General features: G+C 50.6%; 10 protein-coding genes. 7 read left to right on the forward strand and 3 right to left on the reverse strand.

The window, feature by feature from the left end; all coding sequences use genetic code 11:
• Window positions 1-126: 126 nt before the first annotated feature.
• Window positions 127-1,269, reverse strand: a complete 1,143-nt coding sequence (gene galK, locus F0L74_RS28695) for a galactokinase (RefSeq protein WP_149841327.1) — start codon at window positions 1,267-1,269, stop codon at window positions 127-129.
• A gap of 179 nt (window positions 1,270-1,448) precedes the next feature.
• Window positions 1,449-2,777, reverse strand: a complete 1,329-nt coding sequence (locus F0L74_RS28700) for a sugar MFS transporter (protein ID WP_149841328.1) — start codon at window positions 2,775-2,777, stop codon at window positions 1,449-1,451.
• Window positions 2,778-3,042: 265 nt separating this feature from the next.
• Between F0L74_RS28700 and F0L74_RS28705 the strand changes: the two genes are divergently transcribed.
• From F0L74_RS28705 to nagB, 7 genes are all read left to right on the forward strand, one after another.
• Window positions 3,043-4,668, forward strand: a complete 1,626-nt coding sequence (locus tag F0L74_RS28705) for an MFS transporter (RefSeq protein ID WP_149841329.1) — start codon at window positions 3,043-3,045, stop codon at window positions 4,666-4,668.
• The gene (locus F0L74_RS28710) at window positions 4,640-5,605 is read left to right on the forward strand and encodes an ROK family protein (protein ID WP_149841330.1); all 966 of its coding nucleotides are present in this window, start codon (window positions 4,640-4,642) and stop codon (window positions 5,603-5,605) included. The genes F0L74_RS28705 and F0L74_RS28710 overlap by 29 nt, the downstream gene beginning before the upstream one ends.
• 146 nt (window positions 5,606-5,751) lie before the next feature.
• Window positions 5,752-6,798, forward strand: a complete 1,047-nt coding sequence (locus F0L74_RS28715) for a glycosylasparaginase (RefSeq protein WP_149841331.1) — start codon at window positions 5,752-5,754, stop codon at window positions 6,796-6,798.
• 89 nt (window positions 6,799-6,887) lie between these two features.
• The gene (locus F0L74_RS28720) at window positions 6,888-7,652 is read left to right on the forward strand and encodes a copper homeostasis protein CutC (RefSeq protein WP_149841332.1); all 765 of its coding nucleotides are present in this window, start codon (window positions 6,888-6,890) and stop codon (window positions 7,650-7,652) included.
• Window positions 7,653-7,732: 80 nt separating this feature from the next.
• Window positions 7,733-8,506, forward strand: coding sequence for an endonuclease/exonuclease/phosphatase family protein (locus F0L74_RS28725; protein WP_188316213.1), 774 nt, complete (start codon window positions 7,733-7,735; stop codon window positions 8,504-8,506).
• Window positions 8,507-8,643: 137 nt separating this feature from the next.
• Window positions 8,644-10,956 (forward strand): glycoside hydrolase family 20 protein, encoded by a 2,313-nt coding sequence (locus F0L74_RS28730; RefSeq protein WP_149841334.1) that lies wholly within the window; start codon window positions 8,644-8,646, stop codon window positions 10,954-10,956.
• Window positions 10,957-11,153: 197 nt separating this feature from the next.
• Window positions 11,154-13,079, forward strand: a complete 1,926-nt coding sequence (gene nagB / locus F0L74_RS28735) for a glucosamine-6-phosphate deaminase (RefSeq protein WP_149841335.1) — start codon at window positions 11,154-11,156, stop codon at window positions 13,077-13,079.
• A gap of 53 nt (window positions 13,080-13,132) precedes the next feature.
• Here nagB and F0L74_RS28740 read toward each other — a convergent pair whose 3' ends face one another.
• Window positions 13,133-14,614, reverse strand: coding sequence for a S41 family peptidase (locus tag F0L74_RS28740; RefSeq protein WP_149841336.1), 1,482 nt, complete (start codon window positions 14,612-14,614; stop codon window positions 13,133-13,135).
• Window positions 14,615-14,632 lie beyond the last annotated feature (18 nt).

Raw genomic sequence — 14,632 nt, forward strand, 5'->3', positions numbered from 1 at the left:
TAAATTGATATCCAGAACGTTGTTTATTTCAAAATAATTCCCACATCCCCATTTTGCTAAAAATATTTACAAAAGCAAAAAGTAGAAACCGCTGCATTCAATTTCTACTTTTTGCTTTTTTACTCTTTACTTTACTTCCACCCCATCCTCTATACTCGTCACATAGATCTCCGGCGTTTTACCATACTCCTCCTCATACCGTTCCCTTATAAACGCCGTATACTCCTCCACTTTATCCTCCCTCACCAGGTTAATAGTACAGCCGCCAAAGCCGCCGCCCATTACCCGGGCCCCTGCTACTTCCGGCCGTTGACGGGCCAGTGACACCAGGAAATCCAGTTCCGGGCAGCTTACCTCATAAAGATGGCTAAGCCCATCATGCGTAGCATACATCAATTCGCCAAATTCCTTCAGTTTGCCTTCCTGCAGGAAAATACCTGCCTGCTGCACACGGGCAATTTCTGCCACTACATAGGAACAGCGTTTGTAAACGATAGCGTCCATCTGATCCTTTACAGATTCCAGCATCTGCATATCTGCATCGCGGAGGGATTTTACCTGCGGATATTTGCCCTGCAGCACTTTTACGCCCGCCTCACACTGCGCGCGTCTTACATTATATTCAGAAGAAGCCAGGGAATGATGCACCATGGAATTACACAGTACGATCTTCTGGTCCGGGAAGTTAAAAGGATAATACGTGTAGCTCAGATCACGGCAATCCAGCAGCATCACCTGGTCCTTTTTACCGTGCAGGTTCGCGAATTGGTCCATAATACCGCATTGCACGCCGGGAAAGGTATGTTCTGCTTTCTGGCCTATCAGGGCCATCTCCATGCGGGAAAGCGCATATCCCATCAGATGATCCAGTGCGGCCACCAGGCCGCCTTCCACGGCAGCGGAAGAGGACAATCCGGCGCCTACCGGTACATCGCCCGCTATTACGCAGTTAAACCCAGGCACTTTATACCCCCGTTTCTGCAGCTGGTCTACCACGCCCATCAGATAGTTGATCCATCCCGGGGTAGGCGTTACAGCATTAAGATTAAAACTCACATGTTCGCCGTTAAAATCAGCATATGCATGGCAATCGTCCGTGCCGTTAAGGCCTACGGCATAAATGATCCGTTTATCAATAGCTGCGGGCAGCACGAACCCATCGTTATAGTCTGTATGCTCGCCAATAAGGTTGATCCTGCCGGGAGAGCTGACCAGCACCGGTGACTGGCCAAAGAGTTGTACGAACTGATCCCTGGTTTGTTGTAACATTTTCCTGGTTAAGTATTAAACGTATGAATTACGCATAAAAATAAACTTAGTTACTGCAATTCCCAATTCATTTGCGCACGAACACCAAAATACCAGCTGCAAAAGAACTAATAAGGAGGGCGGCTTAAAAGCACATACTTTCAAGCCGCCTTCCTGGTATAACAGATCATAAAACTGTATTATCCTTTTGCCTTCCCTATCTTATGACCCGCTATGGCGTAATACAGGATGTACGCATAACAAGGCAGCATACAGTACAGGAAAGCCTCGCGGAAATTAGTGCTGCCACTATGCAGGAAACCAAAGATCCCATCCGTGCTGAAAAGGCCACTATAGATCTGTGGCAACACGCCACCGCCAACAATGCCCATTACCAGCAGGCCGGAGCCCATTTGCGTAAACCTGCCCAGCTTGTCGATGGCCAGGGGCCAGATGGCAGGCCACATGAGCGCATTGGCCAATCCCAGCAGCGCAATAAAGGTAACCGCCAGGTTGCCATCTGAGAAGAAGGCCCCGATGGTAAATATGATACCTAAGATAGCGGAGATACGCAGGCTTTTATCCTGGGAGAGGATCTTGGGGATCGTAAGTATACCAGTTACATAACCAACCAGCATAGCGCCCAGGGTAAAGGAGGTGAAGTATTTTGTCTTATCCAGGCTCATGCCCATCTGGTGGGCATAGGTACCTATTACGTCGCCGGCCATTACCTCTACCCCAACATACAGGAAAATGCACAACATGCCAAGCATCAGGTAGGGGTATTGGAATGCGCTGGTCCGGGTATCCGCAGTACCGGCGGCACCTGCATCGTTTCCGGAAGTATCTATTTCCGGCAGGGAGGAACGTTTGATCATAAAGGCCAGCAGCACCAGCACAACCGCCATTACAATATAAGGGCCCACCACCCGGGAGGCCAGACTATCCAGCAGCAAGGTTTTCTGCGCAGCATCTGTGGCCGTGGCTATCTGCTTTTCCAGCGCGTCCGCATTCTTTAGTACAATGGAGCTTAGCACCAGCGGGGCAACAATACCGGCCACCTTATTACAAATACCCATAATACTCATACGCTTGGCGGCACTTTCAATAGGCCCAACGATGCTGATGTAGGGATTAGAGGCTGCCTGCAGCAGGGTAAGCCCCATACCTTGTACGAACAGGCCAGTCAGGAACATACCAAAACTACGGCTGTTGGCAGCTGGTACAAAGATGAGGGAACCACCGGCCATTACCAGCAATCCCAGCGCCATACCGTTCTTAAACCCTGTCTTCTTTAAGATAAAAGAAGAAGGCATGCCCAGGAAAAAATACGCCAGGTAAAAGGCGAACGTAACCAGCAAAGCCTCCGCAATACTCAGCTCACAGGCGATCTTCAGGAACGGGATCAACGTACTGTTTAACCAGGTAACAAAGCCAAATACAAAAAAAAGAACTCCAATGATAGTAATCGATTGCGCATAGCCGGCGGCTTTCTTCCCCGGGAGCGCTGCAGTGGTGTTAGATGACATAGCAGCAGGTTAAGATTGATAAAATATACAGATCTTGGTTTGATGGACACGAACTTAATCAACTATTCCTGTATTTTCTAACGCTTTGGGAACGAATTTCGTACTTTATTCATTCGCTACTATTTTTAGATAATATTCTATAATTTACGCGCTAAAACGTTTTTGCATAGTAGAAATTTTCAAGAATTTATTTTTATTTTAGAAAATCTTAAAAAATAATTTATACATTTATCGGGATAATAAACCATCGTAATTAAACACGTTTATGGCTGATCAAACAAAGCAAGGAACACATCCCTCCTTTCCCGTACTCATTCTGGTCTTTTTCTTCTGGGGGTTTGTTGCTGCGTCTAACAGTATCTTTATCCCTTTCTGTAAGGCGCATTTCGAACTCACCCAACTGGAGTCCCAGTTAATAGACTTCGCCTTCTACGGCGCTTATTTCATCGGGTCCTTACTCTTATACCTGTTCTCTGTTATCCGCGGGGTAGATATCCTCAACAAGATCGGCTATCAGAAAGGTATTATCTACGGGTTACTGATCTCCGTAGTTGGCGCGGCTGCGCTGATTGGAGCAGTTAACATCGGTAACGGTATGGCCGAAAAATCCAATGCCTTTTACCTGATATTAGGCGCATTCTTTATTGTGGCGCTGGGCTTCTCACTACAGCAAACAGCGGCCAATCCCTTTGCCATCCTGCTGGGCGACCCATCCAAGGGTACGCACCGTTTGAACCTGGCAGGCGGTATAAACTCTTTCGGCACCACCATCGGGCCTATTATCGTGAGCATGCTGCTGTTTGGCAGCGCGCAGGGCGGCGACGCTTCAAAAACTGATATCAGCAAGATCAATACCTTGTATATACTGCTCATTGTATTGTTCCTGGTAGCGGCGGCCATCTTTGCTTTTGCCAAGATGCCCAAAACAACCGCAGATGAACCATTTGAAAACTCTACACATGCCAGTAAAGCGCTGCTGGGTATCACAGCTATGTTTGTGCTGATCCTGGTAGGTATTGCGCTGAAGAAAGAACTGCCTTTCTTTATTACCGGTATTGTAGGTATCCTGGCCATCCTCTTCTATGCGAAGGGTAGCTCCCAGAAAAACGGCGACGGCTGGGGCGCTATGAAATATCCGCAGCTGGTACTGGGCATGATCGCCATTTTTGTGTATGTAGGCGTGGAGGTAACAGTGGCCAGTAACATGGGCGCGCTGCTTAAACATCCTGGTTTCCTGACGCCGGAAGGTTTGTCAGAATCACAGCTCGATCCTTTTATCTCCCTGTTCTGGGGTAGTTTGATGATAGGCCGCTGGGCTGGCGCTATTACCGTGTTCAATGTTTCCAAAGCTACCCGCAAGCTGCTGTTTGTGATCGTTCCATTCATTGCCTATGGCGTGATCCTGGGTGCAAATGCCTGGAAGGGTAATGATATCACCCAGCTGTATCCTTATGCAGGTGTGCTGGTGATCCAGATCATCGGTTTCTTTGCCGGACAGGAAAAACCCGCCAAGACCCTCATGATCTTTGGCTTATTGGGTATGGCTGCCATGATCATTGGTTTATGCACCACCGGTTATGTAGCCACTTTTGCCTTTGTGAGCGGCGGCCTTTTCTGTTCTGTAATGTGGCCTTCCATCTTCTCACTGGCCATTGCCGGATTAGGTAAATATACAAGCCAGGCTTCCTCTTTCCTGGTAATGATGATATTGGGAGGTTCCCTGATACCGCCGGTGCAGGGAGGTTTAGCAGATACTCCGCTAGGCATTCATGCCTCTTACATTATACCAGTTTTATGCTTTGCATATCTGGCCTTCTTTGCATTTAGAGTTAAAACCATCTTAAAATCTCAGGGAATCGATTATGAGTCAGCAATTAGTAGTGGGCATTGATATTGGTGGAACCAATACCAAATTTGGCATAGTAGACCGCAGGGGGAATATCCTGAGCGACGGCCGAATGTTAACCAATGAAAGGGATGACGTGAGTGGCTTCCTCGAAGAATTACACGGACATCTCACCAAACTGATAGCAGAAGTAGGCGGTATTGAAAATATCCGGGGTATTGGCGTAGGCGCACCCAATGGTAACTTTTATACCGGTAACGTAGAATATGCACCTAACCTTCGCTGGAAGGGCATTATACCGTTGGCAAACCTGCTGGGCGAAAAATTTGGACTGCCCACTGTATTAACGAATGACGCCAATGCGGCCGCTTTGGGCGAACTGATGTACGGCGCTGCCAAAGGCATGAAAGATTTCATCGTGATCACCCTGGGTACCGGCGTAGGCAGCGGCATTGTTGCCAATGGCCAGTTAATATACGGGCACGATGGTTTTGCCGGCGAACTGGGTCACTGTATCGTGATACCCGGCGGCAGGCTGCACCCCGGCACAGGTCACCGCGGATCACTGGAAGCCTATGCTTCTGCCACAGGCGTAACCAACACCGCCCTGGAGTTCCTGGCTAACCGCCCGGATACCAAGAGCACCCTGCGCGACCTGGCCAAGGAAGACATCAATTCCAAAACCGTTTTTGACGCTGCCATGGCAGGCGACCCGCTGGCCAGGGAAGTGTATGAATATACCGGCAAAATACTGGGCGAGGCCCTGGCTAACTTCGTGATGTTCAGCAGCCCGGAGGCTATTATCCTCTTTGGCGGCCTTACCAAAGCCGGTGACCTGATCATGAAACCGGTACGGGAACATATGGAAATGAACCTGTTACCCATTTTTCAGAATAAGGTGCAACTGGTGTTCTCCGAACTGAAGGAAAGTGATGCGGCCATTCTGGGCGCAAGCGCACTGGCCTGGGAGATGAAGGATTAATATTCAACGACTGGAATAAGAAGTTCTGACGAATAGTGAATAGTTGAAAAAAGTGAGGGGCGAAAAGTGGAAGGTGAAAGATAAAATTGCTATCTTTCATCATTCACTTTTCGCTTTTTGCTTAAATAATAATATTGATCGGTTATATGCAAGATCGTAGAAACTTTTTAAAAGCAGCGGCCCTTGGCGCCGCTGCTTTCTCTTTTGAAGGCGTGAAAGCAACACCGGTAACCGCAGCCGGCAGGGTGGTAAAAGGCCAGCCCATCGTAATATCCACCTGGGATTTTGGTTTGCCCGCCAACAAAGCCGCCTGGGAAGTACTGAAACAAGGGGGCCGGGCGCTGGATGCGGTAGAGGCCGGGGTAAAAGTGCCGGAAGCAGATCCTAAGATCCAGACCGTGGGTTATGGCGGTTTTCCTGACCGGGACGGCCATGTTACCCTGGATGCCTGCATTATGGACGAGCTGGGGAACTGTGGATCCGTAGCGGCGCTGGAGCATGTAATACATGCTATATCCGTTGCACGCGCCGTGATGGAGAAAACGCCGCATGTAATGCTCGTAGGCGAAGGAGCCCTGCAGTTTGCGCTGGCCAGCGGTTTTAAGAAAGAGAACCTGCTAACCCCTGAGTCTGAAAAAGCATGGAAGGAATGGCTGAAAAAATCGGAATATAAGCCGATGATGAACATAGAGAACAAAACCTATAACAGTAACGGCGCTACGGCATTTAGCCCGCTGCAGTTACCAGGCAACGTATACAACCACGATACCATTGGTATGCTGGCCATGGACGCCAACGGCAACCTGTCCGGCGCCTGTACGACCAGCGGTATGGCATTTAAGATGCGCGGCCGCGTAGGCGACTCCCCTATCATAGGCGCAGGCCTGTATGTGGATAATGAAGTAGGCGGCGCTACCTCTACCGGCGTAGGCGAAGAAGTGATCCGTATTGTGGGCAGCCACCTGGTGGTGGAATTAATGCGCCAGGGTTATACGCCGGAGGCAGCCTGTAAGGAAGCCGTAACACGTATCGTAAAGAAAAGCCCGCAAAAAGCTAAAGAGATCCAGGTAGGTTTCCTGGCCCTGAATAAAAAAGGGGAATACGGCGCTTATTGCCTGCAACAAGGATTTAGCTATGCCGTATGCACCAGCGATACCAAAAATGAGCTCATTAACGGTAAACACTATTTTTAAGCAGCTGTTATCGTTTGTCGCGGCAATGGTACCTGCACCCGTTACAAACGACTAAACAACGGCCAACAGCAGGCTAAAAGCTATTATTCATGATCACCTTAGAAATATGCGCCACTTCCGTTGCCTCCTGTATAGCCGCCCAGGAAGGGGGCGCGCAACGGATAGAGCTGTGTGATAACCTGTTAGAAGGCGGTACTACGCCAAGCTATGGCGCCATCGCTATGGCCAGGGAAAAAGTACAGCTGGCCCTCTACCCCATCATACGGCCCAGGGGTGGTGATTTTCTGTACGATGGCCTGGAATTTGAAGTAATGAAGCGGGATATTACCCTCTGCAAGCAATTAGGCTGCGATGGCGTGGTGATAGGCATATTGACAGCAGATGGGCGCGTGGACAAAGAACGGTGCCGTATACTGACAGAGCTGGCCTGGCCCATGGGCGTAACCTTTCACCGGGCTTTTGATATGACCGCAGATCCTATGCAGGCATTAGCCGATATCATAGATATTGGCTGCGAACGGATCCTCACCTCCGGGCAGCGCAATACCGCGGTGGAAGGCATTCCGCTGCTAAAAACACTGGTGCAGGCAGCAGAGGGGCGTATTATCATCATGGCAGGCTCCGGGGTAAGATCACATAATATTGCCACCCTTGTAAAGGAAACCGGGGCCGTGGAATATCATACTACTGCCAGGGCTTATGTGGAGGGCGGTATGTTGTATCGCAATCCTAATGTAAGCATGGGCGGCGCGCCAGGCGTAAAGGAATATGAAATATCCCTTACGCAGGCCAGCGAGGTGAAGCTGATCCTGGAAGAGGCCAACAAAGCGCAGCAAGGGGCGGCGCAGCAATGAACAATGTAAGACATCAGTCAGGTGGATACTGATGTATGAAGTACGGCGTATTTCATATCTCAGTCTTCATCCTTCATACTATGAAACATTTCCTTATTTCGTTAGCACTTGCTTGCAGCAGCTGGCCGTTACTACTACCTGCGCAAAACCTGAAAGTGCTTACCTACAACATTCATCACGGCCAGAATATGCAGGGCACACTTGACCTGCAGGGCATTGCCAACGTTATACTGGCCACCAACGCAGACCTGGTAGCCCTGCAGGAAATGGACAGCGCCACTGCCCGTTCCCAGGGTGCTGATCAGCTCAAAGAGCTGGCGTCCCTTACCGGTATGTACACCTATTTTGCCAAAAGCATGGATTATGATGGCGGCGCCTATGGCACTGGCATCCTTTCCCGCTTGCCCATTGTACATGGCGAACGTATCGCCCTGCCCGGCAGCAACGGACAGGAGCCACGTGTAGCCGGTATTGCCACCATACGGCTCCCCGGCGACAGCCTCCTGCAATTTGTAAGCACGCACCTGGACGCCGGCAATGAGCCGGCAGAACGCATTAACCAGGCCAATGCCCTGGTGCAGCACTTCTCTGCAGCCAAAACGCTGGTCATACTGGCCGGCGATCTCAATGCGGCGCCGGTAGCCAAAGAGACCTCCCTGCTCAAACAACTGTTTGCAGACGCCACCCAGAGCGCCGGGCCGACCTATCCTGCAGATACGCCTACGGTAAAACTGGACTACATACTGCTGTATCCTAAACACCGCTGGAACGTAATAGCTCCGCGGGTGATACAGGAAACCGTAGCGTCTGACCACCGGCCGGTGGTATGCGAGATAGAGGTACTGAACCACTGATGCACAATTATGCCTATAGTGAATAGTACCTGCGTACCTTATAAACGACTACGGACGGTGGCGGTTAACAAGCAGCCACTGTTAAAAGTTGTTTGCTTATTTCATATCTTCTGTCTTTATTTGACGAAATTACTTTTATGTACAGAGCAATAAACCGTAAACGGGCGTTATTACCCTGCGTTATAGCATTCGCCCTGGCAAGCCTGGCTGCCTGTAACACCGCGCAAAGGGATGCAGCTCCCAAAGGTAAGGTCAGCATCATACCTATCCCGGTGGATGTGAAAGAAACACCAGACTCCTTTTTACTGGATAAACAAACAGTATTAGTAGCCACTACGCCTGAGGAAAAGCAGGATGCAGACCTGTTCAATACCTGGCTGCAGCAGCTTACGGGTTATGCGCTGACCATTGCGGACAAAGGCGATAAAAACGCGATTGTCCTGCATACCGCTACAGACAGCAGCGCGCATGCGGAAGGGTACACATTAAAAGTAAACAAAGACCGGATCGACATTAACGGCAACGACGGCAACGGTACCTTTTACGGTATACAAACGCTGATACAGCTGCTGCCCGTAGAGAAAGGCAACTCCCTCTGGATCCCCGGCGCAGCAATCACGGATTATCCCCGTTTCGCCTACCGCGGGCTGCACCTGGATGTGTGCCGCCACTTCTTCTCCACGGATTTTGTGAAGAAGTATATAGACCTGCTGGCCATGCACAAGTTCAACACCTTTCACTGGCACCTCACGGACGACCAGGGCTGGCGTATAGAGATCAAGAAATACCCGCGCCTCACAGAAGTAGGCTCCAAGCGTAAGGAAACTATGGCGGGGCATTACAGCGATCAGAAATATGACGGTAAACCTTATGGCGGTTTTTATACGCAGGAAGAAGTAAAAGATGTGCTGAAATATGCTGCGGAGCGCCACGTGACCGTGATCCCCGAGATAGAGATGCCGGGCCATGCCCTGGCTGCATTAACCGCCTTCCCTAACCTGGGTTGCACTGGCGGCCCCTATGAAGTAGGCACCCGCTGGGGCGTGTATGACGATATCTTTTGCGCCGGTAACGACAGCACCTTCCTGTTCCTGCAGGATGTGCTGGACGAGGTGATAGCGTTATTCCCCGGCAAATACATCCACATTGGCGGCGACGAAGCGCCTAAAACACGCTGGGAAAAATGCCCCAAATGCCAGCGCCGCATGAAGGAAGAGGGTCTGAAGGATGTACATGCCCTCCAGAGCTACTTTATACAGCGCATGGAAAAATACATTAATAGCAAAGGACGCCGTATCATAGGCTGGGACGAGATCCTGGAAGGCGGCCTTGCGCCGGATGCTACCGTAATGAGCTGGAGAGGCGAAGAAGGCGGTGTGGCTGCGGCCAAACAACATCATGATGTGATCATGACGCCAGGCAACTATGTGTATTTTGACCACTATCAATCCAAAAGCAAAAGCGAACCCGTGGCTATTGGCGGGTATACCCCGGTAAGCGAAGTATACAGCTACGAGCCCATACCTAAGGAGCTAAGCCCGGAAGAAGCCCGCTACATCAAAGGCGCACAGGCCAATGTATGGAGTGAGTATATGCCCAACGCATCCCATGTGGAATACATGGTATACCCCCGCGCTACCGCTATGGCGGAAGTGGTATGGAGCCCGAAGGAGAAACGCAATTACGACGATTTTGTAGAAAGGTTGAAAGTGCACCTGCACCGTCTGGATCTGAAGCAGGTGAACTATGCAAAACATGTATTTGAGATCCGAGGTTCAGCAGACAGCAGCGCCAAAGGCGTGGTGGTAACACTCTCCAGCAAACTGGATGGCGGGCAGCTGTTCTACACGGTAGACGGCAGCAACCCTACCCCACAGTCCACCCCGTACACTGCCCCTATCCCCGTGGATAAAGCAGAAACTGTGCGGGCAGCCGTATTCCTGGACGGCAAAGCTTACGGCAGCGAGTATACGCAGGCATTCATTTTCCATAAAGCCCTGGGCAAAAAAGTAACGCTGGCACAACCGCCGCATGCCAACTATAATCCCGGCAGCCCCTTTGGACTGGTGAACGGTATTGAGGGCGTAAAGGAGTATAACGATAACCAGTGGTTTGGATACAGCGGCGCTAACTTCGAGGCCATCGTGGACCTGGACAGCGTGCAGGACATCCATACCATAGGCGTGAACATCCTGAATGCAAAAGATCCGGGCATCTTTCCCCCAAAGGACCTGCATTTCCTGGTTTCTGAGGACGGGCAGCATTTTAAGGAGGTATACAAACAAAACACCTTTAACCAGCCAGGTATTAACCAGGTGCGCGCCTCCTTACAAAATATAAAAGGCCGCTATGTAAAGGTAACTGCGCAGAACGTGGGCAAAATACCTGCGGGCGCGCAGGGAGCCGGCAGCCTGGCGTGGTTGTTTGTGGATGAAGTAATAATTAATTAATGTGCCCATGTGCTGGTATGCTGCTGTGTTGATGGGAAGTACTGCGGATAAGCAGGAAAAATATATTCAATGCATAGATATTATCTAAAAAATCAATGCAATTTTTCAATTAGCATAGCAGCATATTAGCACATTAGCACATTTTTCTTTAATTTTCCGGCTCGCTTTTAAAACGCCTCTAATCCAAATTTTTTCATATGACGCTTAATCATCAGGAGATCGAACTGATTGACAGTTTTGAACAGATAGCTGTGGATATCCATCCCACGGCTAAGGAAGGATCCCGCGCGGTAGCACAGGAAATTGCCACACTTATCAAAACCAAAGAGGCCGCCGGGGAAACCTGTGTGCTGGGGCTGGCTACCGGCTCCACTCCCAAGTACCTGTATGCAGAGCTGGTGCGCCTGCACCGGGAGGAAGGCCTTAGCTTTAAGAACGTGGTAACTTTCAACCTGGACGAATACTACCCGATAGAGCCGGACGCGTTGCAGAGTTACAACCGGTTCATGAAAGAGCAGTTATTTAACCACATTGATATACCGGAAAGCAATTATTTTATCCCGGATGGCACCCTGCCCCGTGAAAAAATGAAAGCATACGCGGAAGAATACGAGCGCCGGATAGAAGCGGCCGGCGGCGTAGACCTGCAGGTACTGGGCATTGGTAACAACGGGCATATTGGTTTTAACGAGCCCGGCGCCCATGTAAACTCCCATACCCGCCTGGTAACGCTGGATAACGTAACCCGCCTGGCAAATGCATATGAGTTCCCTAATATGAGCCAGGTGCCGCGCCTAGCCATCACCATGGGTATTGGCACTATCCTCAAAGCCAAACGCATCCTGCTGATGGCCTGGGGTACGCATAAAGCCAAGATCGTACGCCGTGCGGTAGAAGGGCACAGCACAGACCAGGTGCCGGCATCCCTGCTGCAGCAGCATCCTAACTGCCGCTTTGTGATTGACGAGCAGGCTGCCCAGGAGCTCACCCGTTTTAAGGAGCCCTGGCTTACCGGCGACTGCGAATGGACGCCCGGCCTGCGCCGCAAAGCCGTTACCGGCCTGGCGATGAAGCTGGATAAGCCCATCCTGATGCTCACAGATAAGGATTACAATGAGAACGGTCTGAATGACCTGATCGTACAATACGGTTCCGCATATGAATTGAACATTGAGGAGTTTAACGGCATACGCGATACCATTACCGGCTGGCCCGGCGGTAAACCCGGCATGCCGGTACCCAAACACCCCGAGCGTTCTGAGCCCGCCACCAAACGCGTGATGATCTTCTCCCCCCACCCGGATGATGATATCATCTCCATGGGCGGTACCTTCATCCGCCTGCATGAGCAGGGCCATGATGTGCATGTAGCTTACCAGACCTCCGGCAATATTGCCGTAACGGACGAGTTTGTGCTGCGCTATATTGACTTTGCCGTAGGTTTTGAAGGCATGTTCGACATTGACAGAAGCAAAAGCTCCCAGATCCTGGACGAGGCCAAAGCGTTCCTGAAGATCAAAAAGCCCAGCCAGAAGGATACGCAGGAAATACGCGCCATCAAAGGCCTGATCCGCCGTGGCGAAGCGCGCGCTACCTGCCGCTACGTAGGCATTAAGGAAGAGAATATCCACTTCCAGAACCTGCCTTTCTATGAAACCGGGCTGGTAGAGAAAAAACCAATGGGTGAAGAAGACATACAGCTGACGGTAGACCTGATACGCCAGGTAAAACCGCACCAGATCTTCTGCGCCGGCGACCTGGCAGATCCGCATGGCACCCACAAGGTGTGCCTGGATATCATCTTCGCCGCCCTGGAAAGACTGAAGCATGAAGACTTCATGAAAGATTGCTGGGTATGGCTGTACAAAGGCGCATGGCAGGAATGGGAGATCCATGAAATTGAGATGGCAGTGCCCATGAGCCCTGACCAGGTAATACAGAAACGTTTAGGTATCTTCATCCACCAGAGCCAGAAAGACGTAGTACCTTTCCAGGGTACGGATGCGCGCGAGTTCTGGCAGCGGGCGGAAGACCGGAACGCCAATACCGCAGAGCTGTACGACAAGTTAGGCCTGCAGAAGTATGCCGCCATGGAGGCGTTCGTACGGTATCATTTTATGTAAGATTAAGTACTACTATAGTGTGTAGGGGCATTCCGTAAGGGATGTCCCTTTTTTTATGGCGTAAGACCTGCCGCTAAACCAAGGGCATGTTCCAGCACACGGTCCCTGTTATCGATAAAGTCCCTTACATCCTGCTGCTCATCTATATCCGGCATAATACCCCGGCCAGGTGGAATATCTGCGCGGGGCTGCACGTACTGTTTTACGTTCACTACAGATAATTGAAATGCAATACGTGAATCCGGCAGCTGGTACAATACGCTGTTATGGCCGGTATGCCCATAATAGCCGCCCATGGTCTCTTCTCCTATGACGGTGACCTTTCCCTCGCTACGCACCATGCTGGCAAAGAGCGAAGCAGCAGAGGCCACGCGTGGCCCCACCAGCAGGTATGCCTTTCCACGGAATGCATGTTTATCAGGCTGCCAGGCCGGATTAAAGGAAGGCTGCTGGTAATATTTACCATCCGCCAGCTGGCTATGCTCCTCCAGGAAATTGGATTCCAGGTCAGGTATGTCTGAGGAATCTTCTGCCAGGTAGTATTGTTTAAAAGGCAGGCGTTGAAAAATGGTATAAGCCTCCTTGTTCTCCTTAAAGGGCTGGTAAGCCAGGTAAGAAAAACTAAGCAGGTCATTGGGATCATCGCCCCCGCCGTTCCTGCGGACGTCTACCACCAGGCTTTGCGTATGCCTGGTTTCCAATAGCCTGAAAACGGAATCCAGGAACCGGCTATAGGCCTTATGCGAACCCGATTCCGCATTGCCCAGGCCAAAAGTATTGACCGTAAGCACGGCCGTTTTGCCCGCGTTGGCCCATTGAAAATGGTAATCATCGTCCTGCAGCGTATCCAGGGGCAGGGAATGGCGCTGTTTATATTGTGCCATGGCCGTTGCATACGTAACCGGCTGCACGGTCTCCTCAAGTTCCTCCACGCTGCCATACGGTTTGTATCTGACCTTAAAAGCCGCCTGTGTGCCGTATTCCAGCGCATAGTACCAGCTAAAATAATGGTCTATACCTGGCTTTTTGCCGGTGGTATTATAACCATCTGTGGTATAGTAGCGCCCTAACGATGTTATGAGCTCCGCCGCCGTGTGGCCATTGATGGAAACGATACCCGCGCCTGCGGGAATGATCTGGTGGTCTATGTTGATGACCAGGCTGTCATGCACTATCCTGACCGGATAAGGGAAAAAGCCTTTTTGCCGGCGTATGCTGTCCCTTACCTCATCCGGCAGGAATACATCATCATGCAGGCTGCCTATCCAGGCGGTAATGGTACAAACGTATTTATAGAATGTTATGCGGTCAAGCGTTTCCTTCCCCACCAGTATATTGTAATGGTCAAAGATGCTATCTACCTGGGCTTTGCTGTGATAGTTATATAAACCGGCATGAGTGGCGCGGAGTATTTGTTCATACAGCACCAGGTCATTCAGGTAATTACCCGCAGGGGTAGCTGGTTTGGGCTGATGAACACAGGCTGTAGCAAATAACAGGGCTCCCAGGAAAAGGGTTAGAATGGGTAAACGCATACACGGAAATTAATAAAA

The sequence above is a fragment of the Chitinophaga agrisoli genome (assembly GCF_008386695.1).
GTDB lineage: Bacteria > Bacteroidota > Bacteroidia > Chitinophagales > Chitinophagaceae > Chitinophaga > Chitinophaga agrisoli.